Annotated in this window: 14 protein-coding genes; 6 read left to right on the forward strand and 8 right to left on the reverse strand. The window is 51.0% G+C overall.

The genetic code is table 11. The features are described 5' to 3' along the window. Nucleotides 1-127: 127 nt before the first annotated feature. On the forward strand, nucleotides 128-526 hold the full coding sequence (locus tag DRJ53_RS06355; RefSeq protein ID WP_123893394.1) for a hypothetical protein: 399 nt from the start codon (nucleotides 128-130) through the stop codon (nucleotides 524-526). Between the two features lie 83 nt (nucleotides 527-609). Here the strand turns inward: DRJ53_RS06355 and DRJ53_RS06360 are convergent, their stop codons facing one another. Next, a complete protein-coding gene (locus DRJ53_RS06360; RefSeq protein ID WP_114234784.1) occupies nucleotides 610-1,062 on the reverse strand; it encodes a GNAT family N-acetyltransferase in 453 nt (150 codons plus the stop codon). 158 nt (nucleotides 1,063-1,220) lie between these two features. Further along, nucleotides 1,221-2,429: a trans-sulfuration enzyme family protein gene (locus DRJ53_RS06365; RefSeq protein WP_114234785.1), complete on the reverse strand. Its 1,209-nt coding sequence runs from the start codon at nucleotides 2,427-2,429 to the stop codon at nucleotides 1,221-1,223. A gap of 105 nt (nucleotides 2,430-2,534) precedes the next feature. On the opposite strand from DRJ53_RS06365, the gene DRJ53_RS06370 reads away from it, so the two are divergent. Continuing rightward, nucleotides 2,535-3,026: a DinB family protein gene (locus DRJ53_RS06370; protein WP_114234786.1), complete on the forward strand. Its 492-nt coding sequence runs from the start codon at nucleotides 2,535-2,537 to the stop codon at nucleotides 3,024-3,026. Between the two features lie 70 nt (nucleotides 3,027-3,096). On the opposite strand, the gene DRJ53_RS06375 is transcribed toward DRJ53_RS06370, so the two are convergent. The 4 genes from DRJ53_RS06375 to DRJ53_RS06390 form a co-directional block, all read right to left on the reverse strand. After that, nucleotides 3,097-5,670 (reverse strand): zinc-dependent metalloprotease, encoded by a 2,574-nt coding sequence (locus tag DRJ53_RS06375; protein ID WP_114234787.1) that lies wholly within the window; start codon nucleotides 5,668-5,670, stop codon nucleotides 3,097-3,099. A gap of 209 nt (nucleotides 5,671-5,879) precedes the next feature. Continuing rightward, nucleotides 5,880-6,818 (reverse strand): M48 family metalloprotease, encoded by a 939-nt coding sequence (locus DRJ53_RS06380; RefSeq protein ID WP_123893396.1) that lies wholly within the window; start codon nucleotides 6,816-6,818, stop codon nucleotides 5,880-5,882. Between the two features lie 159 nt (nucleotides 6,819-6,977). After that, nucleotides 6,978-8,102 (reverse strand): acyltransferase family protein, encoded by a 1,125-nt coding sequence (locus DRJ53_RS06385; protein ID WP_162303817.1) that lies wholly within the window; start codon nucleotides 8,100-8,102, stop codon nucleotides 6,978-6,980. Between the two features lie 256 nt (nucleotides 8,103-8,358). Continuing rightward, entirely contained in the window at nucleotides 8,359-9,354 is a 996-nt protein-coding gene (locus DRJ53_RS06390; protein WP_114234790.1) for a beta-ketoacyl-ACP synthase III, read from the reverse strand. A 241-nt stretch (nucleotides 9,355-9,595) separates the two neighbouring features. Here DRJ53_RS06390 and ruvA point away from each other — a divergent pair, with 241 nt between their 5' ends. The 3 genes from ruvA to DRJ53_RS06405 all read left to right on the forward strand — a co-directional run bounded on the left by ruvA (nucleotide 9,596) and on the right by DRJ53_RS06405 (nucleotide 18,362). Then, nucleotides 9,596-10,177 carry a Holliday junction branch migration protein RuvA gene (ruvA, locus tag DRJ53_RS06395; RefSeq protein WP_114234791.1) on the forward strand — a complete coding sequence of 194 codons (582 nt, stop codon included), beginning with the start codon at nucleotides 9,596-9,598 and terminating at the stop codon, nucleotides 10,175-10,177. 31 nt (nucleotides 10,178-10,208) lie between these two features. Further along, nucleotides 10,209-17,393 (forward strand): T9SS outer membrane translocon Sov/SprA, encoded by a 7,185-nt coding sequence (gene sov, locus DRJ53_RS06400; protein ID WP_241558478.1) that lies wholly within the window; start codon nucleotides 10,209-10,211, stop codon nucleotides 17,391-17,393. 273 nt (nucleotides 17,394-17,666) lie between these two features. After that, a complete protein-coding gene (locus DRJ53_RS06405; protein WP_277749270.1) occupies nucleotides 17,667-18,362 on the forward strand; it encodes a DUF4386 domain-containing protein in 696 nt (231 codons plus the stop codon). On the opposite strand, the gene DRJ53_RS06410 is transcribed toward DRJ53_RS06405, so the two are convergent. Then, a complete protein-coding gene (locus DRJ53_RS06410) occupies nucleotides 18,324-18,905 on the reverse strand; it encodes a Crp/Fnr family transcriptional regulator (RefSeq protein ID WP_114234794.1) in 582 nt (193 codons plus the stop codon). The two genes, DRJ53_RS06405 and DRJ53_RS06410, sit on opposite strands and share 39 nt — an antisense overlap. A 105-nt stretch (nucleotides 18,906-19,010) precedes the next feature. Between DRJ53_RS06410 and DRJ53_RS06415 the strand changes: the two genes are divergently transcribed. Further along, nucleotides 19,011-19,361 (forward strand): hypothetical protein, encoded by a 351-nt coding sequence (locus tag DRJ53_RS06415; protein WP_114234795.1) that lies wholly within the window; start codon nucleotides 19,011-19,013, stop codon nucleotides 19,359-19,361. Nucleotides 19,362-19,478: 117 nt separating this feature from the next. On the opposite strand, the gene DRJ53_RS06420 is transcribed toward DRJ53_RS06415, so the two are convergent. Beyond that, nucleotides 19,479-23,069: a PDC sensor domain-containing protein gene (locus tag DRJ53_RS06420; RefSeq protein ID WP_114234796.1), complete on the reverse strand. Its 3,591-nt coding sequence runs from the start codon at nucleotides 23,067-23,069 to the stop codon at nucleotides 19,479-19,481. Nucleotides 23,070-23,265: the final 196 nt, after the last annotated feature.

Here is a 23,265-nt window from a genome sequence, read left to right on the forward strand (position 1 = left end):
CCACCGTAAACATTCAGCCCTAAACTACCAAAGTCCAATGGAATATGAAAACCATTACTTTTATTCTTTAACCTAAGCAAGTCAACTGTTCATCAAAACCGGTACACCTCACAATGCCCACCAGGTTTTGCTGCCTGTTGGCAAAACCGGAAAAACTATTTCTCTCTACAGTCTTGCCCACATCTCCCTCGCCCAATTTGAGCAGGTTACCGGTAACGAAATGAAATTTTCGGATCGGGTTGGATTTAGGCTGGCCCAGCACCACCTGCGCAAAAGCATCGCGGAGGATGGCACCATTCAAAACAAAAAAGTAAAAAAGGTTGCTGCAAAAGTCGCCGCAAGTGAAACTGGTTTTCACGCCGGTGGTTTTTTCCTTGGTTTTTTTCTGGGCCTTATCGGTGTGTTGATCACTCTTTTATTCAAAGACGACTACAAAAAGAACCGCACCAAATGGGCACTTGTAGGCTGGTCTATTTGGCTGGTAGCAATATTGGCTTTGCGTATAGCAATTCTTGCTGGTGCCTAATTATTCAAATAGATTCTGTTAGTGCCTTTTTAGAAAGTGTTAGAAATAAAAACGCCGGGTGCTACTGCACCCGGCGTTTTTATTTATGCCACCGACACGGCGCAATTGACCCATTCGCCGTCGAACACTGCATTGTATTTTTTATAAAAATTAATGGCCGGTTCGTTCCACTCCAGCACCTGCCACTGCACACCATTAAGGTTGCGGTCTTTTGCTTCGGCCAGAATGCGGTCAAACAACAGCTTGCCCAAACCTTTGCCACGCATTTCGTCCCGCACATAAAAATCCTCGAGGTATAGGCGTTGTCCACGCCAGGTGCTGTAGCGAATATAATACAGCGCAAAGCCCTGGATGGTGCCGTCCACTTCGGCCACAAACGCCCACCACACAGGGTTTTCGCCAAAGCCACTTTGCACAAAATGATCGAGTGTAACGGTTACTTCGTTCGGTGCTTTTTCATAAACAGCCAGTTCGCGAACCAACTCCATGATGCGGATGCAATCTTCTTTTACGGCACGGCGTATATTGATGTTCATCTGTTGTGTGTGATGTAAAATGTAGGATGTATATAAACGATCTCTGATGTTCGATTTCTGATGTCTGATGTAGGAAATGAACGTTGAATTTTGGCATTGAAAAGAGTGCAGATCGGTGATTTAAAAAATCACCGATCCCTAAATCAGCCATTAGCCATTTACGCCAGCGCCTGGTCCAGATCAGCAATAATGTCTTCAATGTTTTCAATGCCCACGTTCATGCGGATCAGTCCATCGGTAATGCCATATTGTTCGCGCTGTTCCCGCGACACACCATAATGCGTCATTGATGCAGGATGGCAGAGCAGTGTATCGCAAGTGCCCAGCGATACAGCCCGCAGGCACATTTGCAACTTGTTCATGGTTTGCACACCGGCATCGAACCCGCCTTTCAATTCAAAGGAAAGCAGACCACCGGCACGGCGCATTTGTTTTTGCGCAATGGCAAAATCAGGATGCGATGCAAGGCCCGTATGATTAACGCGGCCGACCTTGGAATGGCTTTCAAGATACTCGGCTACGGCCTGCGCATTGCTGCAATGCCGGTCCATACGTACTTCCAATGTCTTTAAACCATTGGTCAATAAAAACGCATCAAACGGGTTGGCATTGCCACCCAGCAGGCGATGCGTTTTGGTAACCACGGTGTTCATTTGCTCCACATCGCGGCCCAGCAAAATGCCACCAATGGCAGTGCCGTGGCCGTTCAGGAATTTGGTGGTGGAGTGCACAATAAAATCGGCACCAAAACGAAACGGCTGTTGCAGGTAAGGTGTAGCAAACGTGTTATCGCAAGCCGTCAGTTTACCATATTGCTTGGCCAGGCCAATCAGGGCTTCCAGGTCCACGCACTGCAAAGTGGGGTTGGCTGGCGTTTCTAGGTAAATCATCTTGATGGCCGCGTCCCCTTTCAACACATCTTCGGCAGCCTGCAGGTTGTGCAGGTCCATGATGATGGGTGTGATGTTTAGGTCGGTGAGCACTTTATGAATCAGTTCTTCGGTGCCGCCATACAGCGAGTAATGCGTCAGAATTTTATCACCGGGTTTCAGCACCGCCAGCATTAAGGATGCAATAGCCGCCATGCCCGAAGCATGCAACAATCCTTTTGCTTCCATGTTCAGCCCAAAGGTTTCCATCGCAGCAATTTTTTGCTCCGCCTCGGTAAAGCTTGGGTTGCCCCACCGCGAATAAATATACCCGGGCTCCTCGCCGCTAAAACGGCGCATGCCTTGTTCCGCAGTATCAAACAGGTAGGTGCTGGTGGCGTAAATAGGCGTGAGGTGCGCATGACGCGGGTCTTTTTCATGGCCTGCATGCACGGCCGCGGAGCCAAATCCGGTGGGTTTGAAATGATGATTGGACATGGTTTGTATTTATATGTACAGGTGTTTTTTGCGAAGGCATCAAAAGTATTGACTATGTGGTAAAAATCAGGGCCGCATTTTAAATTATTCATTTCATTTGCTGCTATGAAAGAATCGCTGTTGCAATTTGCCGCCTACAATATGTGGGCAAACGGGCAACTGCTGGATGTGGTGGCCAGCCTGCTGCAGGAACAACAGGTACAGCCCGTGCCCTCTTCTTTTCCATCGTTGCACCAAACGGTGCTGCATATGCTCGATGCGTCAAGCGTGTGGTGGCAGCGGCTGAAACTGCAGGAGCGGGTCATCTGGCCGGGACAAGATTTTAAAGGTTCAACCAAAGATGCCGTGCGACAAATCATTGCATTAGACCGCCAATGGCACCAATGGATCGGTGCAGCAACGGAGCACACATTGCAACATGTTTTTTTATACGCCAACAGCAAACGCGAACAGTTTAAGCAACCTACCTTTCAAATGCTGCTGCACCTTTTTAACCACAACACGTACCACCGCGGCCAACTGGTAACCATGATGCGGCAGTTGGGTATCACTAAAATTCCGCAAACCGATTTTATTGTGTGGAGCAGGAAGAAGTAAATTGGAATGAAGCTATAAAACAACAAAGACCTCCTAGCAGAGGTCTTTGTTGTTTTATGTTGTTGCGAGGCTATTTTATAGCCAATGCTTTGTCAATTAAAAAGGCAATGCTGCTTCGGTGCGCTTTGGTTTGCTCATTGGCCGAAGTTGCTTTTTTCATTTTAACCCGCACTTCCTGCAAAGCGTTGAGTGCTGCGGCTTCCGAGGCATTGTCGTATTCATTGCTGCTAGTAATGGCGGCCAGTTTTTTTACGTACTCCGTTTGAATATTTTGCCTGTATAAATTCACGGCGCCTTTCAAATCTGCATCAAACAACATGCTGTTTACATCGGTAAGCACATTGGCTGCGGCGTATGTATTTCCATACAGCGTGGTGGAGTTGATGCGCTTGAGTGTGGCGGGGTAAAGCATAAAATTCAGCACGTTGTTTTGCATTTGCAAAACGAATTGCTCCGGCTTTGGATCTTCGGGACGGCCATAAAAGTTAAAGCCCCTGCGCTGTTGTTGCAGGTATGGAAACAGGTAGCTGTCGGCTTCAAAAGCGTTGGGTGCAAAAAGATATGTATTGAGCGTTTGCAGGGCCTTTTGCTGGTAGTCGGCAGGCACTGGTGTAAACGGCTGTGTCGGTGCACCGGCTTGTCCAACAAAGCTGCGGTCAACCTGAACGCCACCAACATAATTGCTCAATGCCACTGCTGTTCTAAATCGTTGAGACAACAGTGTCAGGTATTTCGACCACAGGTTTTGATACGACTGGCCCTGTGTGGCAAAGCGGTCTTTTAATTTACCCATCATCTGGTTTACCAACTGAAAGCGCTCTGTGCCGTATTGAACCATATCGCTGCTCATGTCCCAGACCATCACCCGCGGGTCGATGCCGGAGCCTGCAGATGTAATATCGGCATCGTTGCCAAACGTCAGTTCCGGGTCGGTGCTGCGGCTCAGGATTTTTGCCAAACCAGCTTCTTCTGCGCCTTTTTCAAAAGGCGTGTAGCCATACTCAATCGCCCACCAGTCGTAGGGGCCGGTTTTGGTAGTGTAATAGTCGCCCTGCTTGGTTCGGTCCAGCGCAATGTTGGCAATCGGGTAGTCCATCACTGAGCCGGTAAGGCCAATTTTTCGGGTAATCGCCTGGTTGTGTATGTCCTGCGGCGAAAGCATCTGGCTGGCCTTCATGTTGTGGTTCAAACCCAGTGTGTGGCCAATTTCGTGCAATACCAGTTCGGTAAAAAACTGCTTGATCAGGGAGTCTTTTTCGGCAGGCGAAGCGTCAAAAACTTCCAGTGCAGCTTTGCCCATGGCAAACTGCGCCGACAAACCTTTTCCAATGGTGCAGTTGCGCCAATGGCTGGTGTTTTTGCCACTTGTGGCGGGCGTTGTAAAACTATTGCTCATGCCTTCAAAAAGATCTTCCATTTCCGTTAAACCGCGAATAAAAGAGCCATAATCAATGGTGATATCAGAGCCAAGAATCTGGCCGGTACGCGGGTTGATAAACGATGGCCCGATGGCATATCCAAGGTCCGACGATACGAACCGGATCACATTGTACCTGATGTCGGCAGGGTCCCAGGTAGCGGTGTCGGGCATCATTTTCATCACCAGCGCATTTTTAAAACCTGCTTTTTCAAACGCTTCATTCCATTTTTCGCCAGCCTCCAGCGTTACCTGCCTGATCTCTTCCGGCGCTGTATTTTCCACCCAAAAAACAATCGGTGTAACGGGCTCGCTGAGTCCCGGTCCAGGTGTTTTTTTCTTCAGGTCCCACCGGTTAATCAGGTCGCGGTAATTGACATGATGTGTGGTGGTCATGTCGTCGGTTTCCTGTGTAAAATAGCCCACCCGTGGGTCGTCCATGCGGGGCACATAATCGTTTTTGGGCATTTCCAGAAAGCTGTGTTGCATTTTTACCGACACATACCGGGCATCGGTGATGTCGCGGCCGCCTTCATTCATCGGCGCCGGGTTTTCGTAAGCCAGTTCCACCACTACATCAGTGTTTTGCGGAAAAGAGCGGACCTTATTATACGTGGATTTTGCAGGCGTTAATTGCCCCAAATTAAAATACGCGGTGGGCGGCAGGGTAGGCGGAAAAAAAGGTTTTACGCGGTCCAGTTTGTCGCTTAAAAAAAGCCCGTCGGCGTTGATATAAAAGCCGCCGGAATCTTTCATCGCCACTTTGTCGGTAAAGAAAACGGCATCGGCTACATCCACATTTGCGGCTTTGCTCAATTTGTTTTTGGGGTCGTAGTAAAAATTGGTATTGGCCCGCACAAACTCCAGTTTTTCAAACTTTTTGCGGATGGCAAAAACCCATGTTTCGCGGATCATGTTCTGGTTGAGAAAAAGCGCTGCCGGGCCGCCCATTGAAAAGCTTTGATAAATAAACTCGGGTCCCAGCTGGTCTTTTTTTACATACATCATGATGCTGCCCGAAAGGGTATCCTGGTACAGCGTAAACAGGCCTTCATCTTTGCGGCTTCCTTTTAGCCGTTCCCGCACTGAGTCACGGGCGGCTTTTAATGAATCGGCAGTGGGTGTGTGTTTGAGCTTTGGCTTGGTGGCGGTCTTTTCCTGTGCAAACAACTGGAAAGAAAAGCACAAGATGAGCACGGCTATAGCCGGCAATTTGGTCTTCTTCATGGTAAAGTGTTTAGGGAAAGAAAATGGGTGCTTTACCAATATAAAAAATAGGGCAGGCAAATGCAATACGAAACCGCATTTGAGGGATTATGGTAGATGCGGTGTTTGAATAGCCGCTAGACAATCAATAAAATCAAAATCCCCGCGGGTGTGCGGGGATTTTGATTTTTCAAAGTGTTGGGGATAATAGGGTGTATGTTTCAATCCATTTATCCGTTGTAAGCACTCATCTGGCCCACCTGCCGTCCCTGGCGTGTAACAATGGCGCCCCTGCTGTTCACCAGCAGTTGGGTGTTCTGCTCATCGTAAATCACGTAAGGATACTGGCTGCTATTGATCCGCGCCACTTTACCAATGGTGCGTACCTGCTGGTTTTGCACCTGCACCAACTGGTAGCTGTTGGTTACAAAATATTGCGCATAAGGGTTGGCGTTAAACCTAACCTTACCGATCACACTGGCCATGCTACGTGCAGGCGTGTTGGTGCGGGTTTGCTGGCGGTACACGGGTTGGGTACGCACCGTGGGTTGTTGCACCTGCGGCTGCGGACGGCTTACTGCCACGTCGTTCATTCTTTCGCCACCGCCATTGCGCCAGCCGCGTTCAATATAAGCCAGGCGGTCGTATTGGGCCGGGTGGGTACGGCTGGCTGTTTGCGCTGCAAGCAGCTTCATAGCAGCCTGCGCATCCTGCAGCGAAGCACCCATTTTGCGCAGCACAAAGCCCGAAAATTCATCGGCCTCCAATTCCACGGTTGGCTGGCTGCCCTGGCCGCTTACGGTATGTCCATTCAGGTGGTGACCAATTTCGTGGGCCAGCACCGATATGGCTGCCCATTTGTTGCCGGTGCGCTGCACCAGTGCGTCAATAAAACGCGGGTTGTACAACACGTAACGTTTGCCGCCGTAGGTCACGGCTGCGGCGTTGTCCACGCTGTTGGACGCCATGATCTCAAAATTGGGCTTGAGGCCAACCACGTTGATGATGTCCTGGGCATATTGCTGCGCCTCCGATGATGAAGCGAAATTTTGTTGTGTTGCAGGGCTCCAGGAAGCCGGTGCATCGTGCCGCCCAATGCGGATGGTGATCTGCGCAAAAGACGCTGTTACCATCATCAGGGAAAGCACAAAAAGTAATGGTTTTTTCATGGTGATGTGCGGTTTTTGTTTGTGCCGCACATAAAGCCAAAAAGGTGCCGGATGGTGTTAACGACGGAGCATAACGGGTTAATTAACAAGCCGTTTCTTAACCAACGTTAATAGGTTCAGCGGCGTGTTTTTAAGTGTACAAATGCCCTTTCTTTTGTGCTATGCAACAGCATGCGGCAGCGGTGCCGGTTTTACTTGCGGCACTTTTTTCAATTGCAAAAAAGGCCGCTCCACTAGGTGCCAGCTAAGCCATGCAACAACCAGCGTAAATGCCAACGACAGGATAAAAAATAAATTAAAATGGAGTGCGGCTCCGAAATAAAACATCACCAGTTGCTGTACCGGCCAGGCATACAAATATGTGCCGTAAGAAAGATCGCCGCGGCGGGCAAAATGGGGATACAAGATGGTGGGATGAAAAGCAATATAAAACAAGAGATAAGTGCCGGCGAAAGGAAACACAATATTGAAACCGCCAAACCTAGCCGTGATCGCAATAAGCAAAATTGCTACAATGGCCAACCATTTACTGCGCACCAACGATTCGCGTTTTAAGTAACAAAATGCACCGGCCATGAAATACACCAGGAAAGTGGGCAGATAACCGGGAAAATTAATAAGGTGCGTATCTACATAATAATAGTACGCCAATTGCGGCAACTGAAGCAACAGCATTGTGCCAAATGCAAGGACAAATGCAACGGGCAACAGGTATTTTTTCCGAAACAACCCAATGGCTGCCAACAGCGGCACCGCTAAGTAACAAAGTACCTCGTGTTGAATGGTCCACAACGAACCGTTGGGTACGCCGGGCACCGGAACTGTATTGAACGCAAAAGAAATTTCGGGCATTTGCAACGTCACCAGTTCAACCGCAAACCTGGGCAACGGCAAACTGGAGAAATAGTCTTTGCCCGGCTCGGCAGCAAAGGCTGCATCGGTAGTGCCCAGCGGACCTGCAATAAACACACTAGCCAACACGGCCACCACAAACCCCGGCACAATGCGCAGCAGCCTCTTATTGAAGTAACCGGCTATGGACTTGCTGTTTTGAAAACTGCGCACAATTAAAAACCCGCTGATGATAAAAAAGCAATACACCGACAGGGTGCCGAGTTCGGTTTGCCCGCCGGAAAAAAGCTTTACCGGCTCCCTATCCATGGTGCCAAAAAAGATGATGTAGCAGTGGCTGTATAAAACAAAAATGGCCAGCAATTGGCGCAACAGGTCCAGGTTATTTTGCTTTAGGTTGGCGGGTATCAACAGTTTGCTTCCGGTGGTCATCGTCGCGGCAAACATAGTTATATATGCTATGCTGCAATGTATTTTCTATATGTTATTTAGGTAAATAAACATGCAAACCTGCCCGGTAGCCGAAATGTGGCCGCACAAAAATGCCCCCGGTTGCGGGGGCATTTTTACAATGTATTTGCCGAAAGGCTTATAGAGAAACCAAGGAAATATTTGAGCATCGAATACAGTAACGCATCAAACCGTGCCCTTCCTGCCTCCGTGGTTCAAATTGCAACTAAAGGCTCAATCAATACTCCCATTTCACCAAGGTAGCACCCCAAGTAAATCCGCCGCCAAACGCAGCCAGCACAATCAGGTCGCCTTTGTTCAGTTGCTGGCGCCACTCCCACAGGCACAGCGGAATAGTAGCCGCCGTGGTATTGCCATACTTGCTGATGTTGAGCATTACTTTTTCGGAGCTGATGCCCATGCGGTTGGCAGTGGCATCAATAATGCGTTTGTTGGCCTGGTGCGGCACCAGCCACGCAATATCGTCGCCGGTAAGCTTGTTGCGTTCCAGCAATTCGGCACTTACATCGGCCATGCCTTTTACCGCTGCTTTAAACACCGGCTGTCCGTCCTGGAAAATAAAATGCTCTTTGTTAGCCACGGTTTCTGCCGAAGCGGGCTTCAGCGATCCGCCAGCTTTCATATGCAGGTATTCAACGCCGCTGCCATCGCTTTTCAGGATGGAATCCAGCACGCCAAAACCATCGGTATTGGGCTCGAGCAACACGGCGCCGGCGCCATCGCCAAACAGGATGCAGGTAGTGCGGTCGGTATAATCGACAATGGCGCTCATTTTATCGGCACCCACCACGACCACTTTTTTGTAGCGGCGGCTTTCAATAAGCGATGCGCCTACGGTAAGGCTGTATAAAAACCCTGAGCAGGCGGCTTCCACGTCAAAGCCCCAGGCGTTTTTGGCGCCTATTTTAGCCGAAATAATATTGGCTGTGGCGGGGAACACCATGTCGGGGGTAACGGTGGCGCAAATGATACAATCAATTTCTTCCGGCGAAATGCCACGCTTTTCGCAGAGCTGCAAAATGGCCGGTGCAGCCAGGTCGGAAGTGCCCAAGCCTTCGCCTTTGAGGATGCGGCGCTCTTCCACGCCGGTGCGGGTTTTAATCCATTCGTCGTTGGTTTCCACCATCGTTTCCAGCTCGGCGTTGGTAAGCCGGTACTCGGGCACATAACCACCAACGGCGGTAATGGCTGCAGTTATTTTTTTCTCGATCATTGCTTGCCTTTTAAATAAAGTGGGCAAAGCTAAGGGATAGTTGACAGATGACAGTTGGGAGTTGGTAGTTGACAGTTGATAGTTGGGTTTTTAAAAATGGCGGGAAGCCAACCTCTTTTCCAAAACAAGCCCTGCGGCATTCACCGACCATCTTTCCATTTCGGTCTATCAACTTTCACCCATCATCTATCAGCTTGCTGCAGTCAACCGCCAACTCCAAAGGGTCAACTATCTTCGCGGCATGATCGCATACCTCAAGGGCAAGTTTGCCCACAAAACACCAGCATCCGTTATCATCGACGTAAATGGTGTTGGCTACGATGTGCACATCAGCCTCAATACCTACTCCAAGATCCAAAGCCGCGAAGAAGGCACCCTGTTTACCCACCTGCTGGTACGGGAAGATGCCCATATCCTCTATGGTTTTTACGACGTCATCGAACGGGACATGTTCCTGCAGCTCATTGGCGTGTCGGGAATTGGTGCCAGCACGGCCCGCGTGATGCTTTCGTACATGAAACCCGAAGAACTGAGTGCTGCCATTGTACAGGGCAACAGCCGCAGCCTGGAGGCCATCAAAGGCATTGGTAAAAAAACCGCCGAAAGGGTAGTGGTAGAACTCCGCGACCGCCTGGCCAAACAACCCCTCGATGCAAATATTTCGCTGCCGCAAGGCAATACCTTGCAGACCGATGCGTTAAATGCCCTGATAGCGCTGGGCATCAACCGTCAGGCGGCCGAAGGTGCTTTGAAAAAAGCCACCCAACAGCACCCCAATCTGCCGGTAGAAGAACTGATCAAAAGCGCTTTGAAGTTTCTCTGAAACACTGATATCCTTTTAGAAACCACCATAGTTGAGAAAATTAGACTTGGCACACCATTCTACCTCTTTGTTGCGGATGTTGGTAGCGTTCCTGCTATTGACCACTTCAGCCCTGCCACTGCATGCCGGTATACCTGCGTCTGGCCTGGGCTGGTTACAGGACACCACCGCACCACGCACCCAAGACACTGCACGATACCCGCTCCGCGACCGCCGCGGCGATCCGTACACTTATCCATCGCGTAACCCGTTCGAACTTTCCGATACTTCATTTGTCAAACGCCGCGTGGAGTTCGACCCTGTTACCAAACAATATTACATTGTAGAAAAACTGGGCAGTCGCAACTACCGCACACCCATGACTTTTTCAATGAAAGAGTTTGTGGAACTGCAGGGCCGCAAAGACGAGCAGGAATATTTTAGGCAGCGCTCCGCACTGCTCACTAACCTCAACCGCCGGAACGACAAGCCGGCATTTGGCTTTTCAAAAGATTGGGTCAACCGCATTACCGGCAACGGCAAAGTGGAGATCCGCCCATCGGGTTATGTGGATTTGGGCATTGGCTACCAGGGCCAAAATATTAAAAACCCAACGCTGCCCGAACGGGCCCGCAAATTTGGCGGACTCGATTTCCCGATGAATGCGCAACTACAGGTTGACGCCATCATTGGTGATAAAATAAGGCTCCCGATCAACTACAACACGCTGGCGAATTTCGATTTTGAAAACCAGCTCAAGCTCGATTACAACGGCAAGGACGATGAAGTGCTAAAACAGTTCCAGGCCGGTAACGTTTCTTTTTCTTCCAAAGGTTCACTCATTCCAGGCGCACAGGCGCTTTTTGGTGTAAAAACGCAGTTGCAGTTTGGTAAACTTTACCTCACCGGTGTGCTGGCCAACCAACGTTCGCAGCGGCAAACACTGGCGCTGCAGGGTGGTACTGCTGCGCAAACATTTAGCGTAAAAGCCGACGAGTATGAGGAAAACCGCCACTTTCTTTTTTCCCAATATTTCCGCAGCAACTTTAACCAGGCCATGCGCCGACTGCCCGTGGTTACCTCCAACGTGCAGATACTGCGTGTGGAAGTGTGGGTAACTAACCGCACCGGCGCCACCACCAACACCCGCGACGTGGTTTCGTTTATGGACTTGGGCGAAAGCACTCCATATAACCAGCGCTGGGGCAGCTCGCAAACGCCTTACCCCGATAACGGTTCGAACAGTTTGTACAACACCCTGCGCAATACACCGGGTGCCCGCAACTCCACACAGGTGCAAGGCGTGCTTACAGGTTTGGGCCTGGAGCCGGTGCAGGAATTTGAAAAAACATTTGCCCGCAAACTGCAGCCCACCGATTATTATTTCAACCCGCAGATTGGTTTTATTTCTTTAAACCAACCGCTGCAACCCGACGAAGTGCTGGGTGTGGCCTTTCAATATACCTACAACGGCCGTGTGTTCCAGGTGGGTGAGTTTTCACAGGATGTGCCACCGGACAGCACCGGCAACAGCCAGAATGTGCTGTTCCTTAAATTGCTGAAGGCCACCTCGCAACGCCCCAACCTGCCGCTGTGGGACCTGATGATGAAGAACGTATACAGCGTGGGCTTTGGCCAGCTGGAGCGGCAGGATTTCCAGTTAAACATTTTATACGAAGAGCCCAGCAAAGGTGAAAAGCGCTACCTGCCCGAAGACGTGGTGCGCCCCGAGCTGCGCGGACAGCCGCTGCTGCAACAGGTAAACCTGGACCGGCTGAATAACCAGAACGACCCGCAGCCCGATGGGGTGTTCGATTTTATTGAAGGCTTTACCGTTATTTCCTCGCAAAGCCGCATTGTGTTCCCGGTGCTCGAGCCCTTTGGCCGCGACCTGGATACTGTTTTTATTTCAGATGAAGCGCGGCGCAAAACCTTGTTTTACCCGCTGTACGATACCATCAAAGCCATTGCACAAACGTACGCTAACCTCAACCGGTTTGAGTTACAGGGCCGCTCCAAATCGGCCGGCGCCAACTCCGAATACCAGTTGGGTTTCAACATTCCCCGCGGGTCGGTTTCGGTGATGGCCGGCGGACAGGTGTTGCAGGAAAATATTGACTACGAGATCAACTACGACCTCGGCACACTGCGCATCATCAACCCTGCCATCCTCAGTTCCGGCGTACCGGTGCAGGTGCAGTACGAGAACCAGGCAAACTTTGGTTTTCAGACCCGCAACTACACAGCCTTCCGCGCCGACTATTTATGGAACAAAAACCTGACGGTGGGCGCCACCATGGTACGCCTGGGCGAACGGCCGTTTTTTACCAAACAATCCTACGGCGACGATCCCATACGCAACACCATGTACGGGTTCGATTTTGACTACCGCAACGAAATTCCGCGCCTCACCAAGTGGCTCGATAAACTGCCTTTTTATACTACCCGTGCCACATCGAGCATAACTGCTTATGGCGAAGCGGCCATGCTGCAACCCGGCCATGCCCCGCAAATTGGCAAGGGAAACCAGGGCGTGGTGTATATCGATGATTTTGAGGGCACACGCTCTTCCATCGACCTGCGTTTTCCGCTGGTAAGTTGGACGCTGTCATCGGTGCCCCGTGGCGCAAAAGACCGCAACGGGCAGGAGCTGTTCCCCGAAGCCAATTTGAGCAACAGCCTGGAAACCGGTTTCAACCGGGCACGCCTGGCCTGGTACAACATCGAGCCCCGCCTGCAGGAGCGCCGCGATGCCAACAACCCGATCAAGGATGCCAGGGAGTTGTCGAAGCCGCAAACCCGCCAGGTGTTTCAACGGGAAATTTTCCCTAACCGAACCAACGACGTGGGCCAGGCCCTGCTCAATACTTTCGACCTCGCATATTACCCCACCGAAAAAGGGCCGTACAACTACCTGGCCGACCGCAGCCGCATTGATGGCCGCGGCCGCCTGCTGAATCCCAAAAAGGCATGGGGCGGCATCATGCGCAATATTGACCAAACCGATTTTGAAACCAGCAACATCGAGTTCATCGAGTTTTGGGTGCAGGATCCGTTTATTGGTAAACCCGGCAGCCAGGGCGGTGAGCTGTATTTTAACCTCGGTAACATTGCCGAAGACGTGTTGAAAGACGGCAAGCGCATGTACGAAAACGGCCTGCCGGCGCCCAGTTCCAGCGCACTGCCCGTGGACCCAACCATTTGGGGTGTGGTGCCGCGCAATCCTATCCAGGTAACCAATGCTTTTAGCAACGACCCGGCCGACCGGCCTTACCAGGATGTGGGCTTCGACGGTCTGACCGACTCGGCCGAGGTGCGCCATTTTGCGCCTTACCTCGAGCAGGTGCGTTCGGTGTTTGGTGCCAACTCCGAGTTTTACCAAAATGCATTGAATGACCCGTCGGGTGATAACTTCCGCGGTTACCGCGACCCGCTGTACGACAAAACATCTTCGGGTATACTGGAGCGTTATAAAGCCATCAACAACCCCCATGGCAACTCGCCGGTGGCCAACAACTCCGACCAGTTTACCAACGCATTTACCCTGTACCCCGACCAGGAAGAACTGAACCGAGATAATACGCTGAACGAAACAGAAGAATATTTTCAATACCGCGTGGAATTGAAGCCGGATATGGATGCCCGTACCAACCGGTTTATTACCGACAAACGCGTGGTAACGGTGGACCTTGCCGACGGCACCCGCCGCGACGAAGCCTGGTACCTGTTCCGCATCCCGGTAAAAGATTACGACGTTAAAGTGGGCAATATCCCCGACTTCAAATCCATCCGTTTTATCCGGATGTTCCTTACCAATTTTGAAGACACTGCGGTGTTGCGTTTTGGTAAACTGGAACTGATCCGCAACCAATGGCGGAAGTTTACCTACGAAACCGATACATCGGGCAACTACGTGCCGCTGCCGCAAAACGACCCGGTTACTACCGATATCCTGGCCGTGAACCTGGAAGAAAACGACCAGCGCCAGCCCATTAAATATGCGCAGCCGCCGGGCATTGAACGCCAGCAGCAGATCTCGAACAACAACGTACAGTTGTTGCTCAACGAGCAGTCGCTGAGCCTGAAAGTGTGCGACCTGCCACAGCAACAGGCCCGCGGCGTGTTTAAAACCATGAACCTCGACATGCGCCAGTACGGCCGCCTGCAGATGTTTGTGCACGCCGAATCGGTAAACAACCCCAACGATGTGCGGAACGGCGACCTCTATGCCGTGATGCGGATCGGTAACGACTTTGTTTCGAATTATTACGAAATAAAAGTGCCCCTTGAAATGACCCAGTGGGGTGCTATGGATTCGCTGGCCATCTGGCCCGCCGCCAACAATATTGATTTTGACCTGGACCTGCTGACGCAGTTGAAGCTGCGCCGCAACTCGGGTGGCGGTTCGCCTTCGGCCTATTACAGCGAGGAAATTGAAGGCAAGCAGTTTGCCATTTTGGGCAACCCCAACTTGGGCGAAGTGCGGGGCATGTTGCTGGCCGTACAAAACCGTCGCAGCACCAATGTGTGTACCGAAGTATGGTTCAACGAACTGCGCCTGGGCCGCCTCGATGAAAAAGGCGGTTATGCAGCCGTGGGCCGCGTAGACCTGCGCCTGGCCGACCTGGGTAATATCTCGTTTACCGGCAGCCGCCGCAGCCGCGGTTTTGGCGCTTTGGAACAGCGGGTAAACGAACGCAGCCGCGAAGACTTTTCGCAGTTTGATGTAAGTGCCAGCCTCGACTTGGGCAAACTGCTGCCGAAAGAAGCAGCGATCCAGGTGCCGGTGTATGCAGGTGTTTCGAAAACTACCAGCACGCCGGAGTACGATCCGTACGACCTGGACATTAAACTGGACGACAAGCTGAATGCTGCCGCATCGGGCAAGGACCGCGACTCGATTCGCCGCGATGCAGTGGACGAGCTGACCATTAAAACGGTAACATTTACCAATGTAAAAAAGAACAAAACCAACGGCAAGCCATCGCAGCCCTGGGATATTTCCAATATCGACCTGAATTACTCGATGACGCACCAGCAGCGCACCAACCCGATCATTGAATCGGAAGAGTTGCGCCGCACCAGGGCCGCCATTGGTTACAATTATGCACCGCAGCCCCGGTTTGTGGAACCGTTTAAGGGTTTGATCAAATCGCCATCGCCATGGCTGTCGCTGGTGCGTGATTTTAATTTTAACTACAAACCTTCCATGTTCTCTTTCAAGGCCGACCTGTTCCGGCAGTTTGGCGCCTTCAGGGCACGCAATGTGGGTGGCGGTCCGTATAAAATACCAGAGACCTACGACAAGTATTTTTATTTCGACCGGTATTTTACCATGCGTTGGGACCTGACCCGTTCCTTGACGCTGGACCTGAACGCCATCAACAATGCGCGGGTGGATGAGCCATTTGGCCGCATCGACACCAAGGGCGAGAAAGACTCGGTGCGGGAAAATGTGCTGAAAGGTGGCCGCACCACGCGGTACCACCACGACATTACCCTTGCGTATAATTTGCCTACGGCAAAATTGCCGCTGTTGGATTGGACTACCGTGCGGCTGAACTACACTGCCCGCTACGATTGGGTGGCTGCATCCTTGCTGGCCCGCGAACTGGGCAACACGCTGCTGAACGGCCAAACCCGCAACGTAACCGGCGAGTTTAATTTTGACCAACTGTATAATAAGTGGGGCCTGCTGCGGGCTGCCAACACGCCAGCGCAGCCAGCACCGCAAGGCCAGCAACCGGCCACAGCGCAGCGCGACTCCAGCGGTAAAAAAGTAAAAGTGCCCGGTGCGCCGCCGCAACTGGGTGCGGTACCAAAAGCACTGCTGCAACTGGCCACATCGCTGAAACGTGTGGGTGTGCAATACACCGAAGACCTGGGTACGCTGCTGCCCGGCTACCTCGACAGCACACAGGTGCTGGGCATGAACCTGCGCAGCCAGAACCCGAACTGGAAATACATTCTGGGTTACCAGCCCGATACCAGCGACATCAACAGCATGGGTGCACAAGGCCTGCTTACCCGCAGTGCCCTGTTCAATGCCATGATACAACAGCGGTACAGCCAGAAGCTGAACATCACGGCGCAATTGAGCCCCATTCGCGACCTGACCATTGACCTGAACCTGGACAAGACCTTTGAAAAGCAGTATTCGGAATTGTATAAAGACACCAGCGGCACATCGGGGCTGAACCGGTTCAACCCGTACGCCACCGGCTCTTTCTCGATCTCTTATATTTCTTATCAAACCCTGTTCACGCCGTTCGATCCGAATGAAGTGTCGGCTACGTTCCGCCAGTTTGAAGCCAACCGTACGTTGCTGTCGCAACGATTGGGCAAGGAAAATGGCTATGCGCCGGACGACCCCAACAGCGAGGGTTTTGTTGAAGGCTATGGCCGCTATGCGCAGGATGTGCTCATCCCGTCGTTCCTGGCGGCATACACCAAAAAAGACCCGGCTAGTGTAAAACTGGTCCGGAACGACAACCCCAACCTGCGGGCCAACCCGTTCTCACGCCTGGTGCCGCGGCCCAACTGGAACCTGAGCTACAACGGCCTTTCGAGGATCCCGGGGCTGGATAAGATCTTTACAAACTTTACCATCCGGCACGGGTACAGCAGCACGCTGGGTATGAACTCGTTCAACACGGCGCTCCTGTTCCAGGATCCGCTGCGGGTGGGCATGCCTTATTTCCGCGATACTTTGACCGGCAACTATATCCCGTATTTCCTGGTGCCCAACATCACCATATCGGAGCAGTTTGCACCGCTCATTGAAGTGGACATGACGTTTACCAACCAGCTGAGTACCCGTTTTGAATACCGCAAAAGCCGCCAACTGAGCCTGAGCCTGGTGGATTACCAGTTAGCCGAAAACCGCAGCACCGAATACACGCTGGGCCTCAACTGGCGCCGGCGCGGGGTGCCGTTTTTACAAAACATAAAGCTGGGAAAAAAGGAGCGCACGCTGAACAACGACGTTACCTTCCGCTTCGACTTTAGCCTGCGCGATGACGCCACGGCCAACAGTAAACTGGACCAGAACACGGCCTTTGGCACCGCCGGGCAAAAAGTAATTCGCCTGGCGCCATCCATAGATTATGTGATCAACAACCGCATCAATTTCCGCCTGTTCTTTGAACAGAACCGCAGCATTCCGAAGATTGCCACCTCGGCGCCCATTACCACTACAAGGGCCGGTGCGCAGGTGCGGATTTCGCTGGCGCAGTAGCGAAGATGATCGTTGGTAGATGATAGATGATAGCAGAGTGCCGGCCACCGGGAGATGTTTCCCAAGGTGGCCGGCATTTTTTGTTGGTGGTTTTTAGTTGTTTGATGGCTGTTTTGGAAATGGATTGCAGTTGCAGATCTTTTTGACTTAAGTCAATAGCGCTGTAAAAGCATTGCTGCAATTTGTGTGAAACAACCTGTAATGGTAATCAAAAACAAAAGCAACTGGACACACAGCAACGCAATCACTATAATTATGAGCAGCTTGTTGCTGATGTTTGTGTTGGGTGTGTTTGCAGAGTTTGTGGTGCGCAACAAGTTGATCTCCTGGAATGATCCGGTGTTGACTCATACAAATATCGCACAGGCATTGCCGTTATTCAATGCGGGCATTGCTGCCTTTGTTGTGATCATTGTATTGGATGTCTTGCTGGCAGTTGCGTTTTACACATTGTTGAGGCCTGCAGGTAAATTGAGAGCCGGTGCGATGGCGGTGTTGCGGCTGTTATATGTGGCAATAAAAGGTGTAGCAATCGTGGGCTTATTATTGGCGAGGGATATATATGCTTTGCCGGTAGAAGCTGCGACTCCAAACAACGAGGCACTTGCGGTGCAGGCCATGCATTTTTTAAAAATGCACCATTATGGTTTTGCTGTGGCGCTTGTATTTTTCGGGCTGCATTTAATGTTGCTCGGACGTATTTTATTGCAGTGGGGTGGTGCTGCGAAATGGATTGCCTGGTTGGTGGTGGTTGCAGGTGTGGGTTATTTTGCCAACAGCATGATTACCATTTTCCCAACGATTAGCTCGTTGCTGCATAATGTTATCATTGCTATTTTCATTGTTCCCATGAGTTGTGCAGAAATTGCTTTGGGCCTGCATCTTTGGTTCAACCGCAACCAGCTTGCCCGTTCTTTCAACACCAATCCATCAGGCTTTTTGCGACAGCCTTCTTCGAATCCTGCTTAAAGTTTCGGGTTGTATGCCCAGGTAACTTGCTAGGGTGTACTGCGGCACCCGGTGAACCAGTTGCGGTCTTTTTTGTAGTAACTGCACATAACGTTGTTCGGGAGTGAGGGTGATGAACGAAGCGCTCAGTTCCTGGTATTTACCAAACTCGCGGCTGATGAACAGCCCCGACATTTGTTCCAGCTTTGGGTTGCGGGCATACAGTTCCGGTGTTTTATCCAGCCGCCCAATCACCACTGTTGTTTCTTCTTCGCAAACCCAGTTGAACGTGCTCGGAACTTTATTCGATGCGCTGTGAAAAGCCACTACCGCTTCGCCTTCAGTATAAAAATCTGTGGTTCGTTCGGCGCCGTCCACAAGCTCGTATTGCCGGATCAGTCCCTGCACGTTAAAGTAACATTCTTTTGAAACCTGTCCTTCCTTTAAAAGATGTGTACCCTTGCTCAATGTTTTATACGGAAGGTCTTGCATAATGGATGCCTTATCCTCATCGGTGAGCACTACGTATTTGGAGATGTAGTCCAGGATTTTTTGTTCCATCATAGTAAGCTTTTTATGAGCTGCGGGTTGCAATGCTTTATGCCAAAGGTTAACCCGCACTTAACGATAAAGCATCGAAATTTACTCCAAATCTTTAAAACCAAAACCATGACCAGGCACTGCACCTATTTGTTAGCCCTGTTAGTTTCCTTTACCGCCGCAACCAACCTGCATGCACAAGAGGGTACATCAAAAATGACCATACTGAGCAGCGACAGGATAACGGTTGCTGATAGTGGCCGGCAAACAATCATCGAAGGCAATGCAGCTATTGTTGCAGGCACTTTAAAGATTGAAGGTGCGGATAAGATTGTGCTGGATAAAGCAGCACAAAAGTTAACGGTTTATGGTCAGTGCGTATTTACATTCGGCGGCCGCATTGAAAAGTGGGACCGAAAGGAAGCGCAGCCGGCAACACTCGAATACAAGCTTGGCGATGATACTGTTTACATAAAATAGCAGCACTGGTGATTTCAGCACATTGATGTTATCATCCACCAAAATGTAACAGGCAACAATATGCGCAGTTGATATTGTCTTATTTCAACCTTCGGCACAGCCTTTTTACAGTAAGCATTATCCGTTACTGCTCTTTTCCTTGCTTGCAAAAATTTGTGGCAGCAGCGATGATGCACTGCCCAGCCCGGTAATGAGTAAAATGATCTTTTGAAAAGTTGTTTCCTGCGTAAAAAATACAAAGGCACCGATGCTTACGAGGAACACTACAAATGGGGTGCGGAAAGCCTGCCAGAATCCGTTCTTGTTCTTTTCTTGGTACAGGCGGTCAATGGCACCGCTATCATTTTGCGACAAGACATAACCACGAAATCCGGGGCTTAAAAACTTCAGTTCATCGCTGCTGGCAATGAGAATGCCTTTGTTGATGAGGCTATAAATTTCGGCGGAGTTGGTGTAGTTAATAAGCCCGTAACAGGCAAAATAATACAGCAGGATTTTTTCGCGGTCGTTGCATTCGTGCCATAGCTCGCTGTAGTTTTTGCTGCGTGCCGATGCCTGCGCAATTACTTTGTGCTCGTAATTAAAATAGTCTTCTTTATTGGCCAATGGGTCAGTTTTTTCTGCAATTTCCGAACTGTAATACACACCAAACCTGCGGAAATTTTCGCCTTTATTTTTTTCCAAAACCTGCCGCGCCGCATGCAAAAACCTGCTCGGGAATAAGCGGTTGGCCAGCCCGCTGATGACCCAGTACAGGAGCACCGTCATCAGCACAAAACCAAGACTGCCCCAGCGAAACAGCGTGGAGATAAAGTTGTTGTAAGGTATATGCGAAGCAATGTAAATCGAGTCCTCGGGCCGCCCCATGTTTTTATACCAAAAATGCACCCGCCCCGAGTCGGGATAGCGCAGCCAGGCCCAGGCACTGTCGGAAGGATTTTGGCGCAATGAGGTGTACAGAAACTGGTTTTCGTATCCTTTGCCAAAGCCGCGGAGGCCGGTGCGGGTGTAGCGGCTGTAATTGTCCCGTTGGCCCGGCACTGCTTGCGGCAAAGCCCGGTCAATGCTATCGCGGTACACGGGGTACACGCCGGCATGCAGCACCAGGTGCTCCTGCAAGGGCTTGGGATAGCGGGCAAAATTTGCGTCTGGTTGCCACACATTTTTCTGCCGGTCGGTAATTGCTTTGGCCAAAAACAATTGCTGTTTTTTCAGCGTTTGAAACAGCTCGTTATTGCGGTCGTACCAACTGCTGATGATGGGCAGCAAAAACACCAACATGGTGAGCAGCGCGGTCAGCAGCAGGCAATAGGGCTGCAGGCCGGAGCGCAGCTTTCGTTGTATGATTTGCCGGTACAAAAAATCCTTGTTCCTGTTTACCCAAAGCATGTACAAAAGCACCAGTAGGGCAATGCCGCAGATGGCCGAAAACGCTCTATCGGCCACCACGAACATGGCCAGTGCGGCCACACCTGCTGCAGTGCCAAATATGGCAAACGAGTTGCGGTTGATGCGCTCATTCCAAACCCGGTCGCGGTCGGTACTGCCAAAGGGCAGCGACAAAATTTTAATACACGATGCAATGCCCAAAATAGTAGTGACCAGCAAATACACAAACAGCCAGGTATCAAGGTGGTGATCGCGGAAAATAATGAGGAAGGTGGACAGCAATAAACCGTGCAGCAACAGGCATCCGGTGGCGTTGGTAAAATAGGAATTGGCAGCCGGCCGCGGTGTGAGCCATTTTAAATTATCGAGCGGCGTGTAGAGGTAAGGGTATGCTGAAAAATTGAACTGCACCACATATGCCACCACCCAGATAATGAGGAACGAAAGCAGGAATGCACCAAGTATGGTAAGTATGTCAATGGTCAGCAACTCCATGTTCATTACCTCGAGGTAGTTGCGGTCGAAATAAGTAACGGCATACAGCGGCAACCCTTCCACAGGCGCAATATTTACCACCTGGTTTTTGCCATACAGGCGCATGGTTTTTTCGGTGGCCTGCCGGGTAAGCAACGCTTCGGCTATATCGGCGCTGTTGCCCGATTTTTCAAAGATGTTTTCCCGCAGGTTGCGGTTCATATTGCTGTGCACCAGCACGTTGCCGCCTTCATCAATCAAACAAAAACCATAGCCCGACGATAGCACTGTGTGGCTAACGGATGGCATGAGCGAAGAAATGGCTGCGGCAAAAGGCTGATCGTCTTTGTTCCCGTTGTTGGTGTTGGGTTGCGGCTTGCTCCGCTTCGATACCAAAAACCGGAACTTGCCATCGGCCCAGTTGTACAGCGGCTGCAGGCCCATTGTATCGGATTGGGTAAACGGCACCATCAGGCCGGTGCGTTCTTTTAGGGTTTTAAAATAATCCCGCTCCGATACGTCTACAAAGCTTTTGTAGTTGCTGCCCAATTCTACCTTGATGATTTGCCGGCCGTTTTCATTCATCCAAAAAACCCGGTCGAACGGGTAATAAGTGAGTGTAGCGGGTTGCGTAGCCATCCAGGTTTTAAATGCCTGCGTGGCATCTACCTGCAAACCGCCGGTATTTAAAAATGGTGCGTTGCCCGTGCGGAACCGGCTGGCCGCTACCATTTCATCAAAAACATTGAGCTGCGCATAAGCATCTTTTATTTCGTTGCGAAACTGGCAGCGCAGCTCGGCCGATATTGCCGCGAGGTTGTCGGAAACCTGGCGCTTACCGGCTTTGAGCAACACCTGCTGCATTAGCAGCAAGGAGAGAATGGCTGGTGCAATAAAAAGCGCTACGCCCAGTAGTTTGAGATCCCTTGGCTGTAGCCGCTGGCTGCGGTCGAGCAGGAATATTTTGGCAATGGGCAGGCAGGCAATAAGGAACAGGAAAAACGCAACGATAATGGAAACATTGGCCGGCGAAAATTCTCGTTGGCGGCGCTGGTATTCTTCGGCTTTTACAAAACCGCACAAAACCAGGTTGTGGTTGCCCAGGGCAAAGGGCTCAAAGAACATTTTATACGCCTGTCCCGATAGCACCACATCCCGCACATTGGAGTGGAGCGGCCCCTCGCTGCCCACAAATTGCGTGTCGTTAAAAGTGCCGGGGCGCACACCCAGTTCCGGATCGGCATACACCAGTTGGCTGGTGCTCCCCGCCGATGCCAGTAACAGGTAGGCGCTGAACAGTTCTGTTTTTTGTGTTTTTAAAATGGGTTGCAAAAAATCGGCTGCGGGCTCGCCAATGGCTACGGCTATTTGCGTGTCTTTGGGCTGGTACAGCAGGCTGTTGTTTTCAACATGCGTCAGGTTTACTTTGTCTTTACTCAGCGCACCTTTTAGCCTGGTTGCATCTGTAGTGTGTGGCAGGTTGCCCGAAGCATCCACCACCATTGCGGGGCTTTTGATCGAATCGAGCCGTTGGCGTACCCGTTCAATCAGTGAGTCTTTTTTATGTTGGAAAGCTTTTGCGCCAGCGCCTTTTTCAATATCGCGTTGCAGCGGTTTTACCAGCTCGTCCAGTATGAGGCCGTAAAACTGGTGGCGGTGCCGGTTGGTTTCCTGAACGTTGGTTTTAATGTTGCGCAAAATGGTGTAGCCGTGGCGGTGCAGTTCCTCGGTATTGGCGGGTATGATGCGGAAAAAAAATAAGAACACCAGCAGTGCCGAAAACAAGAAAAAGGCAAACGAAAAGATTGCAGCACGGGTTCTGAGCGTAAGGTCGGGCAGCCTCATAATCCTACCGGATTTTTGGTGTGGTAAAAGGGAGGGCAGGAGTGGCGGGGCGGAGGGGTAGCGGAAAACGGCTGCTCAAAAGGTAGCAACAAATAATAATAATTTCAATACAGCAGCAGCCATTGTTGATAAGTACCGAACGGTATCAACCAGTCGGTGCCCGCTATTTTGCCAATTGTGCTCCGGTCATTGGGCT

Source organism: Paracnuella aquatica, from assembly GCF_003332885.2.
Taxonomy (GTDB): Bacteria; Bacteroidota; Bacteroidia; order Chitinophagales; family Chitinophagaceae; genus Flavisolibacter; species Flavisolibacter aquaticus.

Excerpts from the sequence above, each read along its gene's own strand:
- DRJ53_RS06410 (WP_114234794.1), bottom strand. The coding sequence starts at position 18,905 with ATGATGGAACAAAAAATCCTGGACTACATCTCCAAATACGTAGTGCTC.
- DRJ53_RS06415 (WP_114234795.1), top strand. The coding sequence starts at position 19,011 with ATGACCAGGCACTGCACCTATTTGTTAGCCCTGTTAGTTTCCTTTACC.
- DRJ53_RS06420 (WP_114234796.1), bottom strand. The coding sequence starts at position 23,069 with ATGAGGCTGCCCGACCTTACGCTCAGAACCCGTGCTGCAATCTTTTCG.
- DRJ53_RS06370 (WP_114234786.1), top strand. The coding sequence starts at position 2,535 with ATGAAAGAATCGCTGTTGCAATTTGCCGCCTACAATATGTGGGCAAAC.
- DRJ53_RS06380 (WP_123893396.1), bottom strand. The coding sequence starts at position 6,818 with ATGAAAAAACCATTACTTTTTGTGCTTTCCCTGATGATGGTAACAGCG.
- ruvA (WP_114234791.1), top strand. The coding sequence starts at position 9,596 with ATGATCGCATACCTCAAGGGCAAGTTTGCCCACAAAACACCAGCATCC.
- DRJ53_RS06365 (WP_114234785.1), bottom strand. The coding sequence starts at position 2,429 with ATGTCCAATCATCATTTCAAACCCACCGGATTTGGCTCCGCGGCCGTG.
- DRJ53_RS06390 (WP_114234790.1), bottom strand. The coding sequence starts at position 9,354 with ATGATCGAGAAAAAAATAACTGCAGCCATTACCGCCGTTGGTGGTTAT.
- DRJ53_RS06360 (WP_114234784.1), bottom strand. The coding sequence starts at position 1,062 with ATGAACATCAATATACGCCGTGCCGTAAAAGAAGATTGCATCCGCATC.
- DRJ53_RS06385 (WP_162303817.1), bottom strand. The coding sequence starts at position 8,102 with ATGACCACCGGAAGCAAACTGTTGATACCCGCCAACCTAAAGCAAAAT.
- DRJ53_RS06375 (WP_114234787.1), bottom strand. The coding sequence starts at position 5,670 with ATGAAGAAGACCAAATTGCCGGCTATAGCCGTGCTCATCTTGTGCTTT.
- DRJ53_RS06405 (WP_277749270.1), top strand. The coding sequence starts at position 17,667 with ATGTTTGTGTTGGGTGTGTTTGCAGAGTTTGTGGTGCGCAACAAGTTG.